The sequence below is a fragment of the Mucilaginibacter sp. genome, from assembly GCF_028288185.1.
Taxonomy (GTDB): Bacteria; Bacteroidota; Bacteroidia; order Sphingobacteriales; family Sphingobacteriaceae; genus Mucilaginibacter.
In genome coordinates this window covers 19,266-43,749 of sequence record NZ_JAQBOF010000020.1, presented here as the reverse complement: position 1 = coordinate 43,749, position 24,484 = coordinate 19,266, and the positions used below count along the sequence as shown (strand labels likewise).

16 protein-coding genes and 1 tRNA gene are annotated in these 24,484 nt (G+C 42.9%); 11 read left to right on the top strand and 6 right to left on the bottom strand.

Annotation, left to right across the window (positions count from 1 at the left end):
• Positions 1-240 precede the first annotated feature (240 nt).
• Together JWQ34_RS08565 and JWQ34_RS08560 are read left to right on the top strand one after the other, a co-directional pair.
• Positions 241-3,204, top strand: a complete 2,964-nt coding sequence (locus JWQ34_RS08565; RefSeq protein ID WP_299356467.1) for a TonB-dependent receptor — start codon at positions 241-243, stop codon at positions 3,202-3,204.
• 24 nt (positions 3,205-3,228) lie between these two features.
• Complete coding sequence (locus tag JWQ34_RS08560; protein WP_299356465.1) at positions 3,229-4,833, top strand: RagB/SusD family nutrient uptake outer membrane protein; 1,605 nt, start codon at positions 3,229-3,231, stop codon at positions 4,831-4,833.
• A gap of 177 nt (positions 4,834-5,010) precedes the next feature.
• Here JWQ34_RS08560 and JWQ34_RS08555 read toward each other — a convergent pair whose 3' ends face one another.
• From JWQ34_RS08555 to JWQ34_RS08545, 3 genes are all read right to left on the bottom strand, one after another.
• Positions 5,011-7,191 carry a tetratricopeptide repeat protein gene (locus JWQ34_RS08555; RefSeq protein WP_299356463.1) on the bottom strand — a complete coding sequence of 727 codons (2,181 nt, stop codon included), beginning with the start codon at positions 7,189-7,191 and terminating at the stop codon, positions 5,011-5,013.
• Between the two features lie 505 nt (positions 7,192-7,696).
• On the bottom strand, positions 7,697-9,178 hold the full coding sequence (locus JWQ34_RS08550; protein ID WP_299356461.1) for a glycine--tRNA ligase: 1,482 nt from the start codon (positions 9,176-9,178) through the stop codon (positions 7,697-7,699).
• A 157-nt stretch (positions 9,179-9,335) separates the two neighbouring features.
• A complete protein-coding gene (locus JWQ34_RS08545) occupies positions 9,336-10,544 on the bottom strand; it encodes a carboxypeptidase-like regulatory domain-containing protein (protein ID WP_299356459.1) in 1,209 nt (402 codons plus the stop codon).
• 228 nt (positions 10,545-10,772) lie between these two features.
• Between JWQ34_RS08545 and JWQ34_RS08540 the strand changes: the two genes are divergently transcribed.
• Positions 10,773-11,276, top strand: a complete 504-nt coding sequence (locus JWQ34_RS08540; protein ID WP_299356457.1) for a hypothetical protein — start codon at positions 10,773-10,775, stop codon at positions 11,274-11,276.
• A 48-nt stretch (positions 11,277-11,324) separates the two neighbouring features.
• A complete protein-coding gene (locus tag JWQ34_RS08535; protein WP_299356455.1) occupies positions 11,325-12,281 on the top strand; it encodes an acetyl-CoA carboxylase carboxyltransferase subunit alpha in 957 nt (318 codons plus the stop codon).
• Positions 12,282-12,444: 163 nt separating this feature from the next.
• Here the strand turns inward: JWQ34_RS08535 and JWQ34_RS08530 are convergent, their stop codons facing one another.
• Positions 12,445-15,573 (bottom strand): DUF2723 domain-containing protein, encoded by a 3,129-nt coding sequence (locus JWQ34_RS08530; protein WP_299356454.1) that lies wholly within the window; start codon positions 15,571-15,573, stop codon positions 12,445-12,447.
• A 212-nt stretch (positions 15,574-15,785) separates the two neighbouring features.
• Here JWQ34_RS08530 and JWQ34_RS08525 point away from each other — a divergent pair.
• The 7 genes from JWQ34_RS08525 (at position 15,786) to JWQ34_RS08495 (ending at position 21,829) form a co-directional block, all read left to right on the top strand.
• Positions 15,786-15,856: transfer RNA gene (locus JWQ34_RS08525), tRNA-Gln, on the top strand.
• A gap of 148 nt (positions 15,857-16,004) precedes the next feature.
• Positions 16,005-16,949 (top strand): ribose-phosphate pyrophosphokinase, encoded by a 945-nt coding sequence (locus tag JWQ34_RS08520; RefSeq protein WP_299356452.1) that lies wholly within the window; start codon positions 16,005-16,007, stop codon positions 16,947-16,949.
• 110 nt (positions 16,950-17,059) lie between these two features.
• Entirely contained in the window at positions 17,060-17,647 is a 588-nt protein-coding gene (locus JWQ34_RS08515; RefSeq protein WP_299356450.1) for a 50S ribosomal protein L25/general stress protein Ctc, read from the top strand.
• A 211-nt stretch (positions 17,648-17,858) separates the two neighbouring features.
• Positions 17,859-18,419 carry an aminoacyl-tRNA hydrolase gene (gene pth / locus JWQ34_RS08510; RefSeq protein WP_299356554.1) on the top strand — a complete coding sequence of 187 codons (561 nt, stop codon included), beginning with the start codon at positions 17,859-17,861 and terminating at the stop codon, positions 18,417-18,419.
• Positions 18,420-18,424: 5 nt separating this feature from the next.
• Complete coding sequence (locus tag JWQ34_RS08505) at positions 18,425-18,772, top strand: Spx/MgsR family RNA polymerase-binding regulatory protein (RefSeq protein WP_299356448.1); 348 nt, start codon at positions 18,425-18,427, stop codon at positions 18,770-18,772.
• Between the two features lie 152 nt (positions 18,773-18,924).
• The gene (locus JWQ34_RS08500; RefSeq protein ID WP_299356446.1) at positions 18,925-21,027 is read left to right on the top strand and encodes a M1 family metallopeptidase; all 2,103 of its coding nucleotides are present in this window, start codon (positions 18,925-18,927) and stop codon (positions 21,025-21,027) included.
• A 115-nt stretch (positions 21,028-21,142) separates the two neighbouring features.
• A complete protein-coding gene (locus JWQ34_RS08495) occupies positions 21,143-21,829 on the top strand; it encodes a hypothetical protein (protein ID WP_299356444.1) in 687 nt (228 codons plus the stop codon).
• A 51-nt stretch (positions 21,830-21,880) separates the two neighbouring features.
• On the opposite strand, the gene ilvA is transcribed toward JWQ34_RS08495, so the two are convergent.
• Together ilvA and leuB are read right to left on the bottom strand one after the other, a co-directional pair.
• Positions 21,881-23,119: a threonine ammonia-lyase IlvA gene (gene ilvA / locus JWQ34_RS08490; protein WP_299356442.1), complete on the bottom strand. Its 1,239-nt coding sequence runs from the start codon at positions 23,117-23,119 to the stop codon at positions 21,881-21,883.
• Between the two features lie 200 nt (positions 23,120-23,319).
• Complete coding sequence (gene leuB / locus JWQ34_RS08485; protein WP_299356440.1) at positions 23,320-24,378, bottom strand: 3-isopropylmalate dehydrogenase; 1,059 nt, start codon at positions 24,376-24,378, stop codon at positions 23,320-23,322.
• Positions 24,379-24,484 lie beyond the last annotated feature (106 nt).

Sequence of the window (24,484 nt, the reverse complement as noted above, 5' to 3'; positions counted from 1 at the left end):
TAATAACAAAGTTGTTACCTTCGAATAACTTTTAAACCTAAAGCTATCGTAAAACATGTTAACCAATGTTAAATCAAGATTAATTCTGTGCTGTTTTTAAACATAATATAGCATTAGTTTAATCTAAAAATTTATTTAAAGCTAATACTTAATTGATCTTGAAATAACAGTATAACCCGTGCTTTGCCTAAAATTTAAATATGTTTAATTAATTTACAATAACCCCAATCTTTAACCACTATGAGACAAATTTACCAGCGATTATTAATAGTTTGCTGTTTAATGTTAAGCGTAGCTGCGCTTGCCCAGCAACCTGGCCGAACAATTACCGGCAACGTAAAAGACGAAAAGAATGAACCGCTCCCCGGCGTTTCTGTAATAATTGCAGGTACCAACACGGGGGTAATGACCGATGCTAATGGTAACTACACCATTAAAGTAAACGGTAATGTTACGTTACGGTTTAGCTTTGTTGGTTACCTGGCAAAAGACATGGAAACCAATGGCGTAAGCATCCTAAATGTTAGCCTTGTGCCTGATGCTAAACAGCTTAAAGATGTTGTAGTTATTGGTTATGGTACGTCAAGCAAAAAAGATGTAACAGGGTCCATATCCACCTTAAAAGCCGAAGAGTTTAATATGGGTGTAACCACTACCCCGGCAGAGTTATTGCAGGGTAAAGTAGCCGGCTTAAACATTACCCGGAGTGATGATCCGAATAAACAGCCCACTGTTATTTTAAGGGGTGCGTCAACTTTCCGCGAAGGCGGTGCGCAGGACCCTTTTTATGTCATAGATGGGGTGCCCGGTGCGGCTATTGATGTAGTAGCACCGTCAGACATTGAAAGTATTGATGTGTTAAAGGATGCGGCCTCGACAGCCATCTACGGTTCGCGCGCGGCGAACGGAGTAATAATGATCACTACCAAAAAAGCTAAAACCGGCCAAACACGCCTATCATACAGCGGGTATGCAGGTATACAAAGTGTATCCAAAAAAATAAATATGTTAACCGGCGACCAGTTGCGCCAATACCTGGCAAGTAATAATGTACCCGCCCTTAAAAACCCGCTTGATGATGATGGATCAAACACCGATTGGCAAAGTTTGGTAGAGCGTATCGGTTACTCGCAAAACCATAACATCAGCTATGGTGGTGCCGGCAAAAACTCTGATTATGGCGCAAGCGTAAACTATTTTAAAAATGATGGTGTACTTAAACGTACCTCATTACAGCGTACCATTTACAGGGGCTACATTAACCAACGGTTTTTTAATGACCGTTTAAAGCTGGGGTTAAATGTTACCAACACCAACTCTGATGTAAATGACATTTTCCAGGGCAATGTATTGCCGGGCATGTTGTTTTATTTGCCAACGGTTAGCCCTTACAATCCGGATGGCAGCTACAAAGAAAACTACCAGCGTACAGGCAGCGGTACTTTAAACCCGCTATCTTTATTAAATAACAACACTATTAAAACCAATGATAATAAAACGTTGATAAACGGTATTGCCCAGGTAGATATAATTGACGGGTTGAGGTTTACCTTCAGCGGATCTATACAGCGCGACCAGAATGACTATAATAGCTATCAGAACAGCATGTCTGGCCTGGCTATAGGTTTAAATGGTGTTGCTAAGCGTCAGTCGTACATAAACACTAACAATATCATTGAATCGTATTTTAATTACGATAAGACCTTTGGTAAACACTCGTTACAATTATTAGCGGGCTATTCATACCAGCAAAACCGCAATAACGATGGTTTTGGCGTGCAAACGCAGGGTTTTTCAAACGATGAGGTAACGTATAATAACCTGTCGCTTTCAAACCCGAGCCAATTATCGCAAATTGTGTTTGATCCGCTAAAGCCTATATCAACCTTAAGGCTGATATCTTTTTATGGCCGTGCACAATACCAGTTTAATGATAGGTATTTATTACAGGCCTCCTTAAGAGAAGATGGTTCTTCAGGTTTTGGTTTGAATGTACGTCACGGTTGGTTCCCGGCGGTATCAGCAGGCTGGAGAATTATCAGCGAAGACTTTATGCAAAAACTACCTGCCATAAGCGATTTAAAATTAAGAGTCGGTTACGGTGTGTCAGGTAACAGCCTGGGTTTTGACCCGTTTACGCCTTTATTAGTTTATGGCAGTGCTAACACTAAGTTTTTGTATAACGGCAATGTTTTAAATGCTATTGGCCCGATATCAAATCCTAACCCTGATTTAAAGTGGGAAACTACCGGAACACTTAATATTGGTCTGGATTTTGGCTTGTTCCAAAATCGCGTTACGGGTTCATTTGATTATTATGACAAACGTACCAGTAACCTAATCTATAACCAGTACCCCGTATCATTAACCCAGTACTTCCTTCCATACTTTACGGCAAACGCGGGTAATATCAAAAACTCGGGTGTCGAGTTTAGTGTAACTGCTGTTGCTGTAAGATCGGGCGATTTTAACTGGAAAACCTCTTTCAACGTATCGCATAACACAAACGTGGTAGAAAGCTTATCGAAAGATATTTATAACCTGCCTGCGTTTTACACCGCGCAATTAGGCGGCAAGGGCCAGTCTGGTAACTTTAGCCAGATAGTACAACCCGGCCAGCCTATTGGTACATTTTACTTATACCATTACATGGGTAAAAATGCTGCAGGTATAAGTACTTATCAAAATGCAGCCGGTGCTACTATACCTACGCAACCATTAACCACAGATCAGCGTATTGCAGGTAACGCCCAGCCAAAAATGATATATGGCTGGAGCAACACGTTCAATTACAAGAATTTCGACCTGAACTTCCTGGTACGTGCAGTAACGGGCAACAAAATATTGAACGCAACATTGGCTAACTTAAATAACCCTACAGATTCTAAACTGCAAAACATCCCAACCTTTACGCTGAATGAAGCATTTACAGATGTGAACGGATATTTGATATCTGACCGTTTCCTGGAGAGCGGCTCGTACCTGCGCTTAGATAATGCTACATTGGGTTACACTATTAAAACCCAAACAGGTGCTTTTAAAGCTATCAGGTTGTACGTAACAGGCGATAATTTATTTGTGATAACTAAGTACCGCGGTGTTGACCCTGAAGTTAATATAGGCGGTTTAACACCGGGTATTGATAACAATAACTTTTATCCGAAAACACGTACATTTTTATTTGGCCTAAACGCGTCATTCTAATTTAATCAAAGACATAAAAACAATATGAAAAAGATATATTCATTTTTAGCGGGATGTGCAGCTTTAGCCACCATAGGCTCATGCACCAAGTTAGATGTGCCTGTAGAATCACAGTATGTACAAGCTAACTTTCCAAAAACCACGGCTGATTATACAGCTTTGCTGGGTACCATGTACTCCAACCTTTCGTCTAACTACGGTGTGCCTTACTGGCGCATGCAGGAATTATCAACCGACGAGGCCATTATACCGGCGCGCGATGGTAACTATGATGATGGTGGCCAATACCGTCAGCTGCATTACCATACCTGGACATTTGATCACCCTAACGTTATAGGCGTTTGGCAATGGGGTTTTAGCGGTATTAATACCTGTAACCGTTTGTTAACACTCGTTAATTCGGCCCCCTCGCCCGAGTCGGTTAAGACAGCTTACGCTGCCGAGATAAGGGCCATGCGCGCGTTATATTATTTCTTTATGATGGATTTGTATGGTAACGTGCCTATCATTACAACCTTCCCGGTAAACGGCCTGCCTGCTACCGAACAAAGGGCTAAAGTAGCCGCCTTTATAGAAACCGAGCTGAAAGCGATATACCCTATCCTGCCCAGGAAATCAAGCAGCACGGTAACTAATACGCTGCAATATGGCCGCCCTACAAGGGAAATGGCATTTGCATTACTGGCTAAACTGTATTTAAATAATCAGGTTTATACTGGCGGTGCCGACCGTAGCAATGAAGTGGTTGCCATGGCTGATAGTGTAGAGAAAAACAGTAATTATAGTTTAGATGCTAAGTATCGCGATATATTTTTACCCAATAACGGCCCGCAAATAAACGAGACCATATTTGCCGTTCCTTACGATCAGCAAATAGGTACCAACCAATTTACCCGTTTTGGATTTTACCCGGCTCTTTACCTGGCTTACGGCCTTGCGACTCCAAACCTGAGTATAGCTATGAGCACTACCCCCGAGTTTTATAACCGCTTTAATATACCTAATGACTTCCGTACCAAAACCTGGTTGGTTGGCCCGCAGTATGTACCGGATGGATCGGGTGGTTTTACCACCCAGCCGGCTTATTACCCCAATACTACAAACCAAATTGTTATAACCGCAACGTTGACATTGGTACCACCAAAACCGATGGATTTGGGTAACACTCAGGCCAGCCAGGCAACCGGCATCCGTTCTATAAAATATTATCCCGATCCTACTATAACAACAGCTAACCGTTTAAATGGGAACGATATGCCGGTATTTAGGTTAGCTGACATATATTTAATGAAAGCCGAAGCCATTTTGCGCGGCGCTACGCCAACTTCCGTTAACGGCGTATTAGAAACACCTTTAACACTGGTTAACAAATTACGTACCCGCGCAGGTGCGCAAACAGCCGGTAGCATTGACCTGCCGGGCTTGTTAGACGAGCGCGCCCGCGAACTATCATGGGAGGGCTGGCGACGGAATGACCTTATTAGGTTTGGTCAGTTTGAAATTGAATATCCGTTACCAAACGATGTGCTGACGATGAATACCGACCCAACAAGAAGAATCTACCCGATACCGTCAACAGAGCTGAAAACTAATACAGCCCTAACGCAAAACCCGGGATATCCCAAATAACATAAACAAAAACAGCCGGCTTAGCCGGCTGTTTTTGTTTATGTTATTTGCACATTTGATTTGATCCGCCACAGGCGGACTGTAGCCGTATAAGTGTACAGCGGCCCGGCTTTAGACGGAACGCCATGGTTAGTTGGCTAGTTATTAGCTGGCTTCCTGTCGCTTTGTTAATATTACCTACACCTCACCCAGCTTACCTATCGGCAGGCTAAAGCAAAGTTCTGTCCCCTGGCCGGGGGTGCTGTTGGCCCAGATGGTGCCTTGTTGTTTTTCTATAAGATCTTTGCAAAATAGCAGGCCCATGCCGGTGCCGGTTTCGTTTTCGGTGCCGGTGTTGCTGGTTACCTGTCTTTTAAACAGGTTGGTTAGGTAGGCGGCTTCCATGCCTATGCCATGGTCCTTCAGGCAAAATGCCACGCTGCTGTCCTGTACCTGTGCCGAGATATGTATTACCCCGCCGCGGTTGCTAAACTTAATGGCGTTGGTTAAAAAGTTATGTATCACAATGCGCACGGGGTTGGGGTCGGCCAGTACTATGACTTCGGGCGATATGTCGGTTTGGGTGGTTATGCCTTTTTGTTTCAGCTTTTCGTCCAGGTGTTGCAGTTCGCGGTTAACCAGGTTGGCAAGTGCAAAGTTTTGGGTTTTGGTTTCGGCGCCGTCTACCTGGCTGTTTATCCAGAATAAAAGGGTATCTAAAAAGTCGCTGGTATGCTCCAGGGTGGCGTACACACGCGGGGTCATGGCCATAAACTCTTCGTGGGTTATGCCGTCTTCGGTCATGAGGTTAAACAGGCCGCGCAGGGTGCTTATAGGTGCGCGCAGGTCATGCGCTAAAACACCAATCAGGCGGTCCTTTAAGGTGTTTAGTTCGTTTAGTTTGGTTTGCTGTTGTATTACTTCCTGATTTTTTTGTTCAAGTAGTTTATTTATTGTCTGCTGTTTGCTTTGGCCGGTATAATACATTAAAGCCACAATGGTCAATATCACAATAAGGCCGGCCGAGATCATGATCTCGCTATTTTGGTGGGCCAGGCGTGTTTGGTAGTCCTGCTCTTTTTTATGTTGTTGGACGGTAACTTTGTTTTGCTTTTTGGCAAAGTCAAGCTCCATGTTAATCAACATTACTTTATGCACGGCCTCGTTATGCTTCAGGTCGCTTTTATAAGCCGAGTATTGTTGGTGCTCATGATAGGCTTCCTCAAAGCGCCTTAGGCCGGCCAGCGCGGTGCTTACCTGCAGGGTAGCGTCTGTTAATACCAACAGGCTGTTTAACTTATGGCCCGCGGCCTGCGCACCCATGGCGTATTTATAGGCCAGCGCATACTTTTTTTCGGAGTTGTAAACCTTGGCCAGCCCCTGGTAGGAATAGGCCGTATTAAACAACATGTTTTTTTTAATGGACGATTGCAGGGCCAGGTTAAGGTAATATATGGCGGTGTCCTTTCGGCCTGTATAGTAGTTATACAGCCCCAGATCATAATACACCATCCCCAGGCCTTCGGTATCATTCATTTTACGGAAAATGGCATACGCCTTATTGGTATAAGGCATAGCTTCCTTATATTTTTCCTGGATTATGTACAAGTCGCCAATGTTTAGATTACCGGTGCCGATGCCTTGCTGGTCGCCCAGTTTTCCCCAAAGCGCAAGGGCGCGGCTGTAGTAGCTAAGGGCCTTTGGGTACAACTCCAGCTCCTGCATAATAACACCTATGTTGCTGTACTTATTGGCAGCTGCAAGGGTATCTTTATGTTTGATGTTGATGATAAGCGATTTTAAATAATAATCAATCGCTTTGCTAAAATTGCTCATGTTATCATAGGAGTTGCCCATTTGGTTGTAGCAATCGCCTTCATCTGTTTCGCCGGGCGTTTTAAGATATAAAGGTAGTGCCTTGTTATACAGTTGTAAGGCGTTGTTGTATTTGCCTAAAAAATACTGTACGCGGCCAAGACCGGTATAGGCATCGGCAATACCCTTTTTGTTATCAAGCTGCTGATAAAGCCGCAGCGCGGTACTATAATTTTGTGCCGCCGCCGTATAATTAGCTCTGAAAATATTTACTCCGGCTATTTTTACATAACCATTGGCCATACCCAATAAAAAGTTAATTTTTTTTGACAGGCGGACCGCTAACTCGCCATAATATAAGGTACTATCGGGCTGCGACTGGAAAAAACTGCCCGCCAATTTGTTAATGCGGTGTATGGTAAGTGTGTCAGTAGGTTGCCTGTTCTTTTTCAGCGCGGATGAAACCAGTTTGCGCAGACTGTCCGTGGCTTTGCTCTGCTGTATTGCAAACACTTTGGGCCCGGCCAGTAACAAAACTATAAGTAAAAAGGAATAAGGTTTCAATGATATATTATATTAAGAAGCTAAAGTATAAGTTATTATTTAAAAAATACCGAAAATAATAATTAAAAAAGCCTGATTAAAAGGTGATTAATCAGGCTTTATATAATAGTATTTTTAATTAAACATGCTCTGGCTCGCGCGCTATCCGAATGGATTATTATCCGGTCACAATTTGTTACCGCATCGCATGGCAATCATCTAATGCAGTCACAAACTGTTACCGCATTTAAAAACAAACGATATACAACGTAATACCTTATGCTTTTACAGAGCAAGATTGCCATTATGCGCGCCTTTGTAGCAAATGGATATGAAGGGAGCAATTACAGGAAATAAAAGACAGGCTAGGCGAGTATGATACGCAATTAAACCATATCTATGATGCGATGGAAAATTTAATTGACGAAAAAGCTGCTCAAAGAAAGTGGGACGAAAGAGACAGAATAGGCTTTAAAAAGTAAAAGACTTAGAAGTTTCTAAAACTTCTAAGTCTAATATTGGCTTCTTATCTCAACAAATTCTTCCAGCTCACCAAATCGCCAATAATCTTATCCAGTTGGTCGGCGGGCACGCGTTCTTGTTTCATGCTATCGCGATGGCGGATAGTAACGGTGTTATCTTCTAAAGTCTGATGATCAATGGTAATACAGAACGGCGTACCTATAGCATCCTGGCGGCGGTAGCGTTTGCCAATGGCATCTTTCTCTTCGTATTGTAAGTTAAAGTCGAGTTTTAATTGGTCCATTATCTCGCGGGCCTTTTCGGGTAGTCCATCTTTCTTAATTAATGGGAATATAGCGGCTTTAACCGGGGCCAGGCAAGGATGCAGGCGCAGTACGGTGCGGCTGTCTTGTTTCTCGTCTGTGCTCAAGTCTTCTTCCTCGTAAGCATTTATCATGGTAAGCAGGAACATCCTGTCTAAACCTATTGATGTTTCAATTACATAAGGGATATAATTGCCGTAGGGTTTATCGGTAGCCGGGTCAACCTCCGGATCAAAATACTGCATCTTTTTGCCCGAGAATTGCTGGTGCTGGCTCAGATCGAAATCGGTGCGGCTGTGGATACCTTCTACCTCTTTAAAGCCGAACGGAAACTCGAACTCGATATCATAAGCGGCATCGGCATAGTGGGCCAGCTTGGTGTGTTCGTGGTAACGGTATTTGGCAGCATCGGTACCTAAAGCCAGGTGCCATTGCAGGCGGGTGGCTTTCCATTTTTCAAACCATTCCTTCTGTGTGCCGGGGCGCACAAAGTATTGCATTTCCATCTGCTCGAACTCGCGCATACGGATAATGAACTGTCTTGCAATAACCTCATTACGGAACGCCTTACCTATCTGCGCAATACCAAACGGAATTTTCATCCTGCCTGATTTTTGTACGTTTAGATAGTTTACAAATATACCTTGCGCGGTTTCGGGGCGCAGGTAAACTACATCGGCATCATCAGCCACGGCACCCATTTGGGTGCTAAACATCAAGTTAAACTGGCGTACGTCTGTCCAGTTGCGGGTACCACTTACAGGGCAGGCAATTTCATGCTCGATTATCAGTTCTTTAAGGCGGGGCAGGTCCTCGGTTTTGAGGGCGTTGTCCATGTCAAGTTGCAGGGTGGCGGCTTTTTCGGTTTTGCCGTCTTTATTATAACGTTCTATTTTATCTTCCAGCAGTTGGTCTGCACGGTAGCGTTTTTTAGAGTCTTTGTTGTCTATCATGGGGTCGCTAAAGCCGTCAACGTGGCCACTAGCTTTCCAGATCTTAGGGTGCATAAATATAGCCGAATCTATCCCGACAATATTATCGTGCATTTGCACCATGCTTTTCCACCAGTAGGTTTTAAGGTTGTTTTTTAGCTCGGCACCAAATTGGCCGTAGTCATAAACGGCGCTAAGTCCATCATAAATCTCGCTACTTGGGAAAACAAAGCCATACTCTTTGGCGTGTGCGATAACGTTTTTAAACAGTTCGTCGGTATTCTTGCTCATAATAGGCGCAAATATATACAAGCCCCCTCTAAATCTCCCCCGGTAGGGGCGACTTTTTTTTAGCCCTCTCTAAAGCCCCCTCTAAATCTCCCCCGGTAGGGAGACTTTTTCATGTGTTTTTTTAAAGCCCTCCCTTCCGAGGAGGGTTGTGAGGGGCTTACCTCATCGAACTTATCGCCAAACTATCCTTACGACTCGGGGTAATAAAATTATGCTCTTTCAGTAAGGTATCATTAATGGCGATGCCGTTGTTGCAGAGGTTGCCTTTTTTATACACTTCGCCGCGGGCAAAGGGTTTAAGGTCGTTGGTACTTATGTCTGTGGTAACATACTCGCTCCTGGGGTTGTAGGTTTGGTCAAATGCCGTCCCCAAAAACTTGCCGCCGATGTGTACCATCACATCAAACTTGAAAAACTTAGGATATATCTTATTGCCTGATCGCTCGTAATTAACCTCGGCATAGCGTTTTAATAATTTTACGTGAATACCCAGCAAACTGCGTTCCGGTAAATTCTGCATACGTTTAGGGTCTATCTCTAAGCGGTAAGATCGCATGGTAAAATCATCAGCTAAATGGAACGTTACCCTATGCAGTTTATCTGTGCCGGGTTTTGGCGATACGGTAACAACCAGGTCGGTAGAGTTTTCTACGCTCTCTATTGAATAACTAAAATTCTTCAAATCCTCAACCGGAAAATACTTATCTATCATACCATATAGCATCGCATATTCAAACAGTTTATTAGGCGCTACTTTAGATTCGAGGTAAAACTCTTTTGCGGCCGATTTATCTTTATCCTTATTATCCTCCTTCGCTTCGGCGCAGCGCGAGGCAATGATCTTTAACTGCCCATCGTCTGAAAGTTTGTTGGTGCCCCTAAAATAGGTGGTCAGCGCGTCCGAATATTCAGTACATTTATTATTGGTAAATACAAACTCTCGGTAATAACCATTCAGCTTCATGGGGTTTAAAAATGCCATTTGATTATGATGGGTAATACTATCCAGCAATTGGCGCAGGGTGAGTGGCTTAACAGCGACTTCTTTTAGTTGTTGCACCAAAGTATCCAGTTGTATAACCAGGTTTGTGCTTAAACTAATATTCTTCAAACTTATTTTTTGTGATCGATAGCCTAGGTAATCAATAGCTAACGAGTCTGCCGGGGTTAGTGGCGCAACTAATGTAAACCTGCCTTCATCATTAGTAACGGTGCCAATATCTTTGCCTTGCAAGCTGATAGATACATTGGGGATAGGCTGTTTATCTGTAATTGAAATAACGCGGCCGTTTAGCCTGGTTTGACTGAAAGCGGATAATCCGCAGCAAAATAATAGGGTTAATGTGATTAAAGGTTTGATTTGCATAGCGTTAAGATAGTACTGTGATCAGTTATCGCTAATTTAACTATTCTTTTCTGTTTTAGAGTGGCGGCACTGTTAAAGTATTGTTAAATATGATAGTCGGGATTGCCCTTTTCATTTTTATAGCTGATTAAAATCGCGCCGGTAATTACAATTAGCGGCCATGCGCGAGAATTATTAAATTATTTGAACTTTGCGGCAAAAACGGTGTTTATCGGTAAACAATATTCTATGCGTAAAACTATATTTTCTTTTTTGCTGATACTGTGCGGCGGCTCAATTTATGCACAAAGCCATACCGATACTGCCGGCAAACATTCGCCGGCACGTACTTTAACTTACCAGCAATACCAGGCTTATTTAAAAGGTGAAGCAGGCGAGGACCTGGCCCGCGTTGCAGAAATGAACCATTACCCGTTGCCCGATAAAGTATTAAAATGGCGCGTTCAACTGGACCTTAGCCCCATTCAAATTAAAAAACTAACCGAGGCCAGTGCCTATCTGCGCCGCCGCCGGTTGCAAATTGGCGGCTCAATTATTGATACAGAAAGGATGCTGGACAGCATGTTTAGATACAACAGGGTAGTGGATGGCAACCTTATTTTCTATGCCAACCGCTACGGTTTATACCAGGGCGAGTTAAAAAACGCCTTGCTACAAGCCTGTTTATCAACACAAAAACTACTATCGCAGCAGCAAATGGCAATGTATGAGGGCTTACAAAAACGTAATTGATGAATATGCCGTTTGATTTATTTAATTTAGCGCCCTGATTATTTAGATATGAAGATTACGTTTGATTTTGAAAAGCCATTGGCAGAATTGCTTCACCAGATTGAAAAAGTGAAGCAGGTTGAAGACAAAGACAAGTTGGATATGTCTGCAACAGTGACCGAGCTGGAGAATAAACTGGAATCAACCAAGAAAGAAATATATGGCAACCTAACCGGTTGGCAAAAGGTGCAGATATCGCGCCACCCCGAAAGACCCTACACTTTACAGTATTTAGAGTTAATGTGCGATGATTTTATCGAGCTGCATGGCGATCGTACTGTAGGCGATGATAAAGCTATTATTGGCGGTTTCGGCACCTTAAATGGCGAAACAGTAATGTTCATCGGTCACCAAAAAGGCCGTAACACTAAAGAGCGCCAGTACCGCAATTTTGGTATGGCTAACCCCGAAGGTTATCGTAAGGCGCTACGTTTAATGCGTTTAGCCGAAAAATTTGGCAAACCTGTTGTTACCTTAATTGATACTCCCGGAGCTTTCCCCGGTTTAGAAGCTGAAGAACGCGGACAAGGCGAAGCTATCGCACGCAACCTGCTGGAAATGGCCATTTTAAAAGTGCCTATAATTTGTGTTATTATTGGCGAAGGCGCATCGGGCGGTGCATTGGGTATTGGCATTGGCGATAAAGTAATGATGCTGGATAACTCATGGTACTCGGTTATCTCTCCGGAGAACTGCTCGACCATCCTGTTTAAAACATGGGAGCAAAAAGAACGTGCTGCCGAAATGCTGAAGCTAACATCGGTTGAGATGCTTAAAAATAAGCTGATTGACGGTGTGATAAAAGAACCGATTGGCGGTGCTCATCAAGACCCGGTTGCTATGGCAGCCATCCTTAAAAAACAATTACTAAAAGATATTAAAGCCCTTAAAGAGCGCGATGTTAACGAACTGGTTACTGAGCGTATAGATAAATTTTGCTCGATGGGTGTGGTGGTAGAAGGATAGAAAATTTTTGCCATTGCGAGGAACGAAGCAATCGCGAAAAATATCCACATTGCATCCTTGCGATTGCCACGCTTTGCTCGCAATGACATTTTAAATAAAAAAAGCGGGTGAGCATTATGCTCACCCGCTTTTTTTATTTGTTTTAAACGCTTGCGTAAGGGGCTTACTGCTTCATATTCACCCCAAAATCTTTTACATAAATATCTAATTGCGGTTGGTACTTGGCGTATAATGTTGGGTTATAAGTTTTGGTAAGGCCAGTTAACGCGTTAAATAGCGATATTCCAAATTGTATCTCGCCACTATTGGCGCTTTGCTTATTGTCTTTAAATATAGTGTAATTATAGTTAAGCGAGTTAATTATATAATCAGCCACACGGCTAACCAATTTGTCGGCCAGTGCCTTGTCGCCTATGCGATAAGCAGTTTCGGCCATATAAAATTTACGTACGGCTACTTCCTGCACCGGTATAATATCAGGCATTACCTCATTAAATTTACGCAAGGTGTTTTTAGCCAGATCGGTATGACCTTCTTTCTGCAAACCTTCGGCCAGATTTAAATACACACGGTTAATCAGGGGATAAAACTGGGTTAATGATTCGTGATCCAAATAACTGGCTGTTTTAAAATTGCCGTATTTAAACTTATTAAACAGGTTATTATACATTACCATGCTATTCGTAGCTTCCAGCGGCGTTGCAGTGGTATCGGGTTTTAGCGGTAACAGGCGGAATGCAAAACCTTCGTTATACATGTATTTGCCCAATCCCATCATATTATCGGGCGGGCAGGTTACGGTAAAGTAAACCGGCCTTTTCCAGTTATTATGCGCCAATATATCCATCATGGCTAAATTATCTTTAGTAACAAAACTGCCCGGATAGGTAAAATCCATTTCGGGTATTATTTGGTCCTTTTTCTCAGCAGGCAGCGTACCGGTTTTTATAATATCATCGGCATTTATGGTGATCTTAAAGTTTTTGGTAGGCAGATAATTTGCAGAGCTGCCATCTTCCAACTGCGCCATCACAGCTTTATTGTCTGACGTGATGAAATCAAACACATCTTTTAACTCTAATGATCCCGGTATTTTGGCATCGTTATAATAGATTACATCGCGCGTGCCATTTTTGTACTTGCTATAAGCCATGCTAAGCGGTAACGGTGCCGACTCATTCATCTTACCCGTCATTTGTTTAATGTACCAGTCTGTACCCAGCAAACTTAAGTTTACAATACGTACATCAGGGCGTACATTTTCAACCTCTTGTATATACCATAGGGGGTAGGTGTCGTTATCGCCATAAGTAAACAGTATGGCATTTGGCGCGCACGAATTAAGGTAGTTATAAGCCATGTCATGCGGCGTAAGTTTGGTAGAGCGGTCATGGTCGTCCCACTCCTGGTTAGCCATTAAAATTGGGCCTACACTTAAACAAACTACTGTTGATAGTATAGCAGCATTTAATTTCCTTTCTTTTTTACTTAACAGATCGGCAATACACAATACCGCCAAACCTATCCAGATAGCAAAGGCATAGAACGAACCTGCATAGGCATAATCTCGCTCGCGGGGCTGTAAAGGGTCCTGGTTAAGGTATAGCAATATGGCTATGCCGGTAAAGAAGAACAGCACACCAACCACACCCGCATCTTTTTGGTTACGCTTAAAGTGGAAATAAACACCTATCAACCCTAATATCAACGGTAAAAAGAAAAGACGGTTATAGCTTTTGCTTTTGGTTACCGAATACGGTAGAGTCTTGTTGAAATTCCAACCGCTTATCCAGTCGCCATCTATACCTTTTCCCTGTCCGTCCATTTCGTTAGCGCGGCCAACAAAGTTCCAAAGGAAATAGCGGGTGTACATTTGGTTAACCTGCCATGTAAAAAAGAAAGAAAGGTTATCAGCAAATGTTGGGCTTTGTCCTTCATCTAAATGCACCCAATCTTTATAAAATTGCGGATCTCCTGCCTTCTCGCTAAACATCCGCGGGAAGATGGTATTCCTGTCGTAAATGATATTTTGTTTTTTACCTACTATTTCATACTTAGTTTCGCCACGGCGATAGATGTTCGCACCCTCGGTTTGGTCAATAGGTTTCGAATCGAAAAACTGACCATAAAGCAATGGCGTGTCGCCGTACTGATCACGGTTAAGATATCCGTTTAAAGCAAAGGCATCCTGCGGGTTACTGTTATTTAAATTGGTGCCTGCTTTGGCGCGAATAACAATCATTACAAAAGAGCTGTAGCCAAACAATATAAAAGCAGTACAAACTAAAAAGCTGTTTAAGGCAAAACGTTTTTCGCGTATTTTAACGGCATACTCTAATATAGCCGCTATCACTAGCGCCATTATAAAACCTATTATGCCCGCGCTAATAGTTAGCGTAGCTACAAAGCAGGCGGCCGCTATAATAATGGTAGTGTTTGATGGCTTAACGGTATAAATTATACCTGCGATTATGGTTGCGAATAATAACAGGAAAAACGCTATCGCTCCGCTGCCAAATCCAAGGCCTAAAGTGTTTACAAAAAATAAGTCGCTAAAAGCGGCACCCTTCACAGTGTATTGTATAATACCCCATAATACTGCCGCCACTATTACAACGCCCAATAAAAAAGCTTTAATAGTACCCCAGGTGCTGGCCTCTTTTGATTTACGGAAGTAAATAACCAGCGCGATAGCCGGTATTACCAGTAAGTTTAACAAGTGTATACCTATGGATAGGCCCATTACATAGGCTATAAATATGATCCATTTATCGGCATGCGGTTGGTCCGCATGGGCATCCCATTTTAATATGGCCCAAAATACAATGGCTGTACAAAGCGATGATTGCGCATAAACTTCCGACTCGACCGCCGAAAACCAGAACGTATCAGAAAAAGCATAAGCCAAAGCACCTACCATACCGGCACCCATAATTAGTATAATATTGGTGATGTGCAGGTCGTCCTCTTTTTTAATGAGGATCTTTTTTGCCAGCGCGGTGATGGTCCAAAACAAAAATAATATGGTAGCACCGCTGGCTAATGCCGATGCGGTGTTTGTCCAGTAAGCTACTTTAGTAACATTACCCATTGATAATAAGGAGAATACTTTACCTATCATGGTAAACAAAGGTGCCCCCGGCTGGTGTGCTACCTGTAAGCGATATGCGCAGGCAATAAACTCGCCGCAATCCCAAAAACTGGCAGATGGCTCAAGTGTTAAAATGTAGGTTATTGAGGCAACAAGGAAGGCTAACCAGCCAAACAGGTTGTTAATTTTATTGTATTTCATTTCGAAATTGTATAGGTAATGGGTTTTATCAAGACCGAAAGTAATAAAACTAACCTGATGTTGTAGTTAGGTAGGGGAGGATTTAGCATATTTTAACATAATTTACAGCAGGACAAAGAGTTTTGAACTTTTTTAAAATTTAGATTTTGAAGTTGAAAATTTCGTCTTATATTTGCATTCCTTTTCGGAACGTATGTTTCGGAGGTGGAGATTGCCCGATAGTATAAAGGTAGTACAACGGTTTTTGGTACCGTTTGTCTAGGTTCGAATCCTGGTCGGGCAACATTTCAATTTCGGATTTCGGATTTTCAATTTCGGATTTTGTCCGTGGAAGATTCAAATCCGAAATTGTTGTTTATACAGATTGATACAAGGAATTTAGAGGTCGGCTGCAAATCCGAGATCGAAAATCCAAAATTCCAAATCAGAAAATGCCATTACAGTTTAACACAGTTAAATTATTTGCAGGTTCCGGATCGAAAGATCTGGCACACAAAATAGCTGATGCTTATGGCCATGATCTGGGCGATTCTGCCTTATCGCGTTTTAGCGATGGCGAGTTTCAGCCGCATTTTAATGAGTCGGTACGTGGCTGTGATGTTTTCCTGATAAATTCTACCCATCAGCCTACCGATAATTTAATGGAGTTATTAATGATGATAGATGCCGCCCGCCGTGCATCAGCCCATCACGTAAACGCTGTTATACCTTATTTTGGTTTGGCAAGGCAAGACAGGAAAGACAGGCCGCGCGTTGCTATAGGCGCTAAGCTGGTTGCAAATTTATTGGTAGCCGCGGGTATTGACCGCATTATGACCATGGATTTGCATGCCGCGCAGATACAAGGATTTTTTGATATCCCGGTAGATCACCTGGATGGATCAATAATTTTTGTGCCTTATATAAAAGGCCTGGAGTTAAGTAAATTAACCATTGCTTCGCCGGATATGGGCGGATCATACAGGGCACGTGGCTTTGCCAAGTTCTTTAATGCCGAAGTGGTGATTTGCGATAAACAACGCAAACGCGCCAACGAAATTGAATCAATGACCCTGATAGGTGACGTTACCGGCCAGGATATTGTTTTGATAGATGATATTTGTGATACCGCACGCACGTTAGCAAAAGCGGCGCAACTGATCATGGATAAAGGTGCACGCAGCGTTCGCGCGGTTTGTACACATCCGGTATTATCAGGCGATGCTTATGAAACTATTGAGAACTCTGCCCTGGCAGAACTGATAGTTACAGACACCATACCGCTAAAACACACCAGCCCGAAGATAACCGTGTTATCAACCGGTGATCTGTTTGCTAAGGCGATAATGAATGTAAACGAGCATGGCTCTATAAGCCAGTTGTTTAAAGTAGAATAAGCCCCCTCTAAATCTCCCCCGGTAGGGGAGACTTAATAATGGCTCCAAAATGATTAAAAATATCCTTACGCGATGTGAGGCTTAACAATAAAACAAATAAATAATTAACAATGAAATCAATTGCTATTAGCGGTTCTCCAAGAGAGAACGTAGGGAAAAGAGACGCGAAAGAGCTGCGTTACCAGGCTTTGGTACCGGCAGTGCTTTACGGTGGTGCAACACAAACCCACTTTTCGGTGTCCGCAGCTGATTTGAAACCCGTAGTTTATACTCCGGTTGTTCATTTCATCGACCTTGACATTGCTGGTGTTAAATCACAAGCTATTATTAAAGATCTGCAGTTCCATCCATTAACTGAGCAGATCATCCACGTAGACTTTTTATTATTGGATCAAAAGAAACCTATCGCTATCCAGATCCCTGTACGTTTAACAGGTACTTCTCCAGGTGTTAAAGTAGGTGGTAAATTGGTTCAAAAATTGCGTAAACTAAGCATCAAAGCATTGCCTAAAGATCATTTAGACTTTATTGATGTTAGCATTGCCGAATTAGAAGTAGGTAAATCTGTTAAGGTCTCTGAATTAAGTTTCCCTAACCTTACTATCTTAAACAGTAAAGAAGATACTATTGTTTCTGTAACAACTTCACGTGCATTACGTCAGGCTGAGCAAGAAGCAGCAGCAGGCGGTAAAAAATAATTACCCCCTAACCCCCTGAAGGGGGAATATGGGAAAACTAAAGCGATTGGCATAAGCCAGTCGCTTTTTTTATTTAATGTTAATATATTCGCTGCTAATCTGGCTCCCCCCTTAGGGGGCCGGGGGGCTAATGGGCATACGTCCCTATTTTAGTAAATATTTAAAAAAAGCGACACCGGCTAAAAAGCCGCCGGTGCCGGTTAGTAATGGTATGAAATATCTGGTAGTTGGTTTAGGTAACATTGGCCCCGAGTATGTTGATACAAGGCATAACATTGGGTTTATGATATTGGATGAAATGGCAAAGCAGGAGGGCGCAAAGTTTCATAACATGCGCCTGGCCTACTATACCGAAGTAAGCCATAAAGGCCGCACCCTCCATTTAATAAAACCAACCACCTACATGAACCTTAGCGGAAAGGCGCTAAACCATTGGATGAAGGAGTTAAAGATCCCGATAGAAAATGTATTGGTATTGGTTGATGATATTGCCCTGCCATTAGGCACCCTGCGCCTTAAACCTAAAGGCAGCGCCGCCGGCCATAACGGACTAAAACATATTGAAGCTACTTTAGGCAATAATGAATACGCACGACTGCGTTTCGGCGTTGGCGATAATTACCCCAAGGGCCGCCAGGTAGATTATGTATTAAGCGGCTTTGATGCTGATGAACAACCCGAGCTGCCTGCTCTGATAGATAAATCAATAGAAATGATAAAAAGCTTTGCCGCGATAGGGACGGAGTTGACGATGACTAAGTATAATAAATAACAATCATGAAAGTTTACGGTATCCCCAATTGCAATACAGTTAAAAAAGCGCTCGACTGGTTTAAGGCCAACCAGGTTATTTACGAGTTTCATGATTTTAAAAAACTGGGCATAAGCCCGGAGAAACTAAAGGAGTGGGATACCAAAGCCGGTTACGAAAAGTTTATGAACAAGGCAGGCCTTACCTGGAAACAACTGGACCCCGCAATCAAAGAAAGTATCAAAACCAAAGCAGATGGATTGCAATTACTGCAACAAAAAACCAGCATGATAAAAAGACCTGTTATTGAAGACGGTGGCTTCTTGTTTTTCGGGTTTGATGAGGCGGTTTACCAGCAGCATTTTGGTAAATAACCCGTAGAGACGTATGCCTTGCGTCTCCCTAAATAAATCATTACGAGACGCAATGCATTGCGTTTCTACGGCACCTTTCGTAATAATTTGCTTACGTACAATTCTGTACGCTTATTTTTATATTTTTACACTTCAAACTAAAATTTAACTGAATGAAATTTAACATTACCGCCGGTTTAATGCTGGCTTTTTGCGCAGGTTTGGGCACCGCTAATGCACAATCTACGCCACCAACCAGGACACAGTCGGGTACACCTGCTGCGGCACAACCAACTCGTGCGGGCCGTGCTGTTGAAGTTGTCGATCCGAACGCCCCGCCAACCAAGTATGATTATCACGAAACCTGGAAACCATTTTTCTATACCAAAAATGGTAATGATGTGCGTGCTGCCGATGGCCAACCCGGCCCTAAATACTGGCAAAACCGCGCCGACTATCAGCTAACCGCAACCTTGCATGAGGATGCTAACGAAGTTGTCGGTACCGAGGTTTTAACTTATACCAATAACAGCCCGCAAAAGCTGGGCTTTATATGGATGCAGCTAGATCAAAATTTATTTAAGCAAGATTCGAGAGGTGTAAAACAAGTACCGCTGGATAATACCGGTAACCAACGCAGCCGTAACTGGGGCCAGGGCCAGGTGTTTGATGCCGGTTACAAAATAAAATCTGTTAAAGTATTAAGTATTGTTAAGGGTAAAACCTCTGCCACTGTTGATGCCAGATTCCTTATCAATGATACCCGTATGCAGGTGTTTTTGCCAAGCCAGCTAGCTGCCAGTGGCGGACAATTGAAACTGAAAATAGAATACTCATTCGTATCGCCTGATTATGGATCAGACCGTATGGGTATTATCTTACAAGGTACAGAAAAGGGCCAGTCTAAAAACGGGAAGATCTTCCAGGTGGCACAATGGTACCCGCGTATGTGCGTGTATGATGATCTGCAAGGCTGGAACACTTTGCCTTATACCGGCGAAAGCGAGTTTTATTTAGAGTATGGCGATTTTGATATCAACATAACCGCGCCTGCTAAAGACATTGTAGTTTGCTCTGGCGACTTATTGAATCCTAAAGACGTATATACCCCCGAACAACTAAAACGTTGGGCACAAGCCGCGCAAAGCGATAAAACGGTAATGATCCGTACGGCGGATGAGGTTACCAACCCGGCATCGCGTCCGGCAGGAAAAAAAGAACTGACCTGGCACTTCCAGATCAAAAACGCGCGCGATGCTTCATGGGGTGCTTCGGCATCATTTATTGTTGACGCCGCTAAAATGGATATGCCAAGTGGTAAAAAAACGTTGGCTATATCAGCCTACCCAATTGAAAGCAGCCTTGCAGGCGGCGGTCAGTGGAGCCGTAGTACAGAATTTATTAAAGCATCAATCGAGTATAACTCGAAAAAATGGTTCGAGTTCCCTTATCCTAATGCTACCAGCGTTGCCGGTAAAGCAGGCGGTATGGAGTATCCCGGCATTGTATTTTGCAGTTTAAATGGCGGCTGGGGCGTAACCGACCATGAGTTTGGCCATACCTGGTTCCCGATGATCGTAGGATCAAACGAGCGTTTATATGGATGGATGGACGAAGGTTTTAATACTTTCATCAATACACTATCAACCAAAAACTCATTAAAAGGTGAGTTTTATCGCCCTACCACTCCCGAGCGCCAGATAGCTACCTGGGGAGCTTTCACCAGGCCAACTTTGGAGCCGATATTGAGTAATCCTGATAACCTTAAAGAAACCAATAACGGTACTTTACTATACAGCAAACCAAGTGCGGGCTTAGTTTTATTGCGCGAGCAGATATTAGGCCCTGAGCGTTTTGATTTTGCGTTTAAAACCTACATTAACCGCTGGGCATTTAAACATCCGTCACCTGATGACTTTTTCCGTACAATAGAAAATGCTTCTGGCGAAAGCCTGCAATGGTTCTGGAGAGGTTGGTTTGAAAACACCTGGCGCTTAGATGTTGCCGTGCGCGGTGTTAAATATCCGGATAACGACCCAACCAAAGGCGCTATCATTACTTTAGATAACCTGGAGAAAATGGCCATGCCAGTTGTACTGGATATTAAATTTGTAAGCGGTAAAACCGAGCGCGTAAATTATACTGCCGAAGTATGGGAGCGTAACGTTACCTGGTCGTTTAAATACCCGTCAACCGAAGAGATAGAATCAGTTACTTATAACCCTGACGCTACACTGCCGGATTATAATCCATCAAACAACGTTTGGAAGAAATAAAAACAGAAACCCGGTTTAGGCCGGGTTTTTTGTTTGTAATCTATTTGTTAAAAATAGTTAAATGCCAATATTGGTACTATAATTGAGTTACTTTAAGGGTATAATTACCAGACCTATGAAACGCTATATCGGAATTATTGTATTATTGCTGATAGCCTGCACCGCCAACGCGCAATGGCTGATAAAAGGAGAAATAGTTGAGGCCGGCACCCACGATAGATTAGCCAATGTTTTTGTTCATGATACCAACAACAAGCAAGTGGCGCTGGCCGATAAGAACGGTAGATTCGAGATAAAAAGCGACTTAAACCACCTGATCATTTTTGACTCGCCGGGTTATATATCTGATAGTGTTTTTATAATAGATGCCAGACCTTTAACTATCGAATTGAGGCCGATAGGTATCGCATTAATGCAGGTTGATATTAATGGCACCAATAAAAGAAACTTTGATCCACGGGTTGAATATCCTGACGTATATAGAAAGAGCAAGGTGTACGTAATGTCGCCAAGTACCTGGTTCTCTAAAGAAGGTAAGGATGCCCGCCGCATGAAACGCTACTTTGATAACGAGGAACGCGAACGGTATGTAGATAAATATTATACAGCAAGTTACGTTGCAACGCTTGTACCACTAAAGGGGATTGAGTTGCAAAACTTTATGGCTATTTATCGCCCCACCTATGCTTATGTGAAGAATAATAATGGGCCAACCTTAGCTATGTACATTAACGACTCATATCAAAAATATAAAGCTTTACCACCGGAGAAAAGGCACTTGCAGGATTTGAACGGGAAGTAATTGCTGATTTAGATTTGACAACTTTTAAAAAGTTGTCAAATCTTTCATTGGCTATACTAAATACTCAAACAAAGTCTGATCCCTGTTTAGCTCAATAACCTCAAAACGATATTCTTCCATCCGTTTAAGCAAGCCTGTATAATCCGCAGGATCTTTTAGTTCGATGCCAACCAAGGCAGGTCCTTGTTCTTTTTCGGTTTTTTTGATGAACTCAAAGCGGGTGATGTCATCATAAGGCCCCAGTACATTATTTACAAACAGCTTTAACGCGCCCGGACGTTGCGGAAAACGGATGATAAAATAATGCTTCAACCCTTCGTAAAGCAATGATTTTTCTTTGATCTCCTGCATGCGGGCAATATCATTATTACCGCCGCTCATTACGCAAACCACTTTTTTGCCTTTTATTTTATCGGCATAACTATCCAGCACCGCAACCGACAAGGCGCCTGCGGGTTCAACAACAATAGCATCCTCATTATATAGCTTTAATATAGTAGTGCAAACTTTGCCTTCGGCAACCAGCAGCATATCGTCCAGTACTTTGGTGCAAAGCTCGTAAGTTAAATTACCTACCCGCTTTACGGAGGCTCCGTCAACAAAGCGATTGATCTCTGGCAATGTAACCGGGCCGCCATGTTCAAATGCTTTTAGCATAGATGGTGCGCCTTCCGGTTCAACGCCGGCTATTAATATATTAGGATTTTTTTCTTTTAGATAAGTACCCACACCTGCAGCAAGTCCGCCACCACCGATTGGCATTATTACTACCTCCACACCAGGCAGATCTGCCAATATCTCAACACCGACAGTGCCTTGCCCTTCAATAATACTATAATTATCAAAAGGAGGGATGAAGGTCATGTTATGGGCTTTGGTGTAATTAAGCGCTTCTAACAGGCAATCATCAAAAGTATCGCCAACTAAAATTATTTCTACATTGCCGCTGCCAAACATTTCTGTTTGTTTTACTTTTTGTTTGGGAGTTATTTCGGGCATAAAAATTACGCCTTTAGTACCCAGTTTATTGCAGGAGAAAGCCACACCCTGCGCATGATTGCCCGCGCTGGCGCAAACAATACCACGGCTTAACTCATCGGCTGTTAACTGGCTTATCATGTTGTAAGCACCGCGTAGTTTGTAGGAGCGTACAATTTGCAGGTCCTCACGCTTTAGGTATATCTCGCAGTCGTATTTTTTAGACAGGCCGGCGTTGTACTCTAAAGGAGTGTGTTTAACCACATCGGCTAATCGCTTCGCGGCAGCTTCAAAATCTAATTTAACATCCATGGGTATTAGTATTAAAAAGCAAAACCGTTATTGTTTAATAACGGTTTTACAGGGTATTTTATGAATACAAAGTTAGTATATATTTGGCTGAGCTCACAATACAAAGAGCGTTGTCAGCCTGAGCCTGTCGAAGGTACGTGCGAGGGCCTTTACGCTCACTCTTCGAGAGCCTCAGAGTGACAGCCCGCGCGCCTGTATTATTATATATTCTTAGCCAACCAATCGCCAACTTCGCTGGTTTTGTAGGCTTTATTTTTACCGGAAAGGTCCTCGGTTACTATACCTTCGGCTAATGATTTATTTACCACTTCGCGTATCAATGCTGCTTCTTCTTTTAATCCGAAGGCATCTTCAAACATCATAGCGGCTGATAATACAGTCGCCAAGGGATTAGCGATGTCTTTACCCGCTGCCTGCGGATATGAACCGTGTATAGGCTCGAAAAGCGATGTATGCACACCAATTGATGACGATGGCATTAAACCCATTGAACCTGATATTACAGATGCCTCATCAGTCAAAATATCACCAAACAAATTCTCGGTAATTAATACATCGTAGCTGCTTGGCCATTGTACCAGGCGCATAGCCACGGCATCAACAAATTCATAGCTAACGGTAACTTCAGGATAATCTTTTTCCATATCCTGTACAGTCTCGCGCCATAAGCGAGAGGTTTCCAATACGTTGGCTTTATCTACGCAGCAAAGTTTTTTGCTACGGGTCATGGCCATTTCAAAACCTAGTTTAGCCAGGCGTTGTACTTCCATGCGGGTATAAGTACAGGTATCAAAAGCGGTGTTGCGATCTTCTGATCTGCCGCGCTCGCCAAAGTAGATACCACCGGTTAGCTCGCGTAGAATAATAAGATCTGTACCTTCAATACGCTCTCTTTTTAACGGCGAATTATCAATTAACGATGGGAAAGTAAACGTTGGGCGCACGTTAGCAAACAAGCCTAATTTCTTACGCATCTTCAATAAACCCTGCTCCGGCCTTACCGTAGCTTTAGGGTCATTATCAAAACGTGGGTGGCCGATAGCGCCAAACAGAACCGCATCAGCAGCCATACAAACCTCGTGGGTCGAATCCGGGTAAGGTTCGCCAACGGCATCTATAGCGGCAGCGCCGGTTAAAGCGGCTGTCCAAACAATTTCGTGATTAAATTTTTTTGCTACAGCGTTGGATACTTTAACAGCCTGGTCAATAACCTCTGGTCCAATTCCATCTCCTGCTAAAAGGGCGATATTCAGTTTCATTTTTATAGTTATGTTTATTATTTATCTATTTAATTCAACACGTCATTGCGAGCGTAGCGTGGCAATCTCTGAACTTTGTATGTGGGAATGTCCTATGTAGAGATTG

Excerpts from the sequence above, each read along its gene's own strand:
- JWQ34_RS08565 (WP_299356467.1), top strand. The coding sequence starts at position 241 with ATGAGACAAATTTACCAGCGATTATTAATAGTTTGCTGTTTAATGTTA.
- JWQ34_RS08560 (WP_299356465.1), top strand. The coding sequence starts at position 3,229 with ATGAAAAAGATATATTCATTTTTAGCGGGATGTGCAGCTTTAGCCACC.
- JWQ34_RS08550 (WP_299356461.1), bottom strand. The coding sequence starts at position 9,178 with ATGAGCAAGAATACCGACGAACTGTTTAAAAACGTTATCGCACACGCC.
- JWQ34_RS08545 (WP_299356459.1), bottom strand. The coding sequence starts at position 10,544 with ATGCAAATCAAACCTTTAATCACATTAACCCTATTATTTTGCTGCGGA.
- JWQ34_RS08540 (WP_299356457.1), top strand. The coding sequence starts at position 10,773 with ATGCGTAAAACTATATTTTCTTTTTTGCTGATACTGTGCGGCGGCTCA.
- JWQ34_RS08535 (WP_299356455.1), top strand. The coding sequence starts at position 11,325 with ATGAAGATTACGTTTGATTTTGAAAAGCCATTGGCAGAATTGCTTCAC.
- JWQ34_RS08530 (WP_299356454.1), bottom strand. The coding sequence starts at position 15,573 with ATGAAATACAATAAAATTAACAACCTGTTTGGCTGGTTAGCCTTCCTT.
- JWQ34_RS08520 (WP_299356452.1), top strand. The coding sequence starts at position 16,005 with ATGCCATTACAGTTTAACACAGTTAAATTATTTGCAGGTTCCGGATCG.
- JWQ34_RS08515 (WP_299356450.1), top strand. The coding sequence starts at position 17,060 with ATGAAATCAATTGCTATTAGCGGTTCTCCAAGAGAGAACGTAGGGAAA.
- pth (WP_299356554.1), top strand. The coding sequence starts at position 17,859 with ATGAAATATCTGGTAGTTGGTTTAGGTAACATTGGCCCCGAGTATGTT.
- JWQ34_RS08505 (WP_299356448.1), top strand. The coding sequence starts at position 18,425 with ATGAAAGTTTACGGTATCCCCAATTGCAATACAGTTAAAAAAGCGCTC.
- JWQ34_RS08500 (WP_299356446.1), top strand. The coding sequence starts at position 18,925 with ATGAAATTTAACATTACCGCCGGTTTAATGCTGGCTTTTTGCGCAGGT.
- JWQ34_RS08495 (WP_299356444.1), top strand. The coding sequence starts at position 21,143 with ATGAAACGCTATATCGGAATTATTGTATTATTGCTGATAGCCTGCACC.
- ilvA (WP_299356442.1), bottom strand. The coding sequence starts at position 23,119 with ATGGATGTTAAATTAGATTTTGAAGCTGCCGCGAAGCGATTAGCCGAT.
- leuB (WP_299356440.1), bottom strand. The coding sequence starts at position 24,378 with ATGAAACTGAATATCGCCCTTTTAGCAGGAGATGGAATTGGACCAGAG.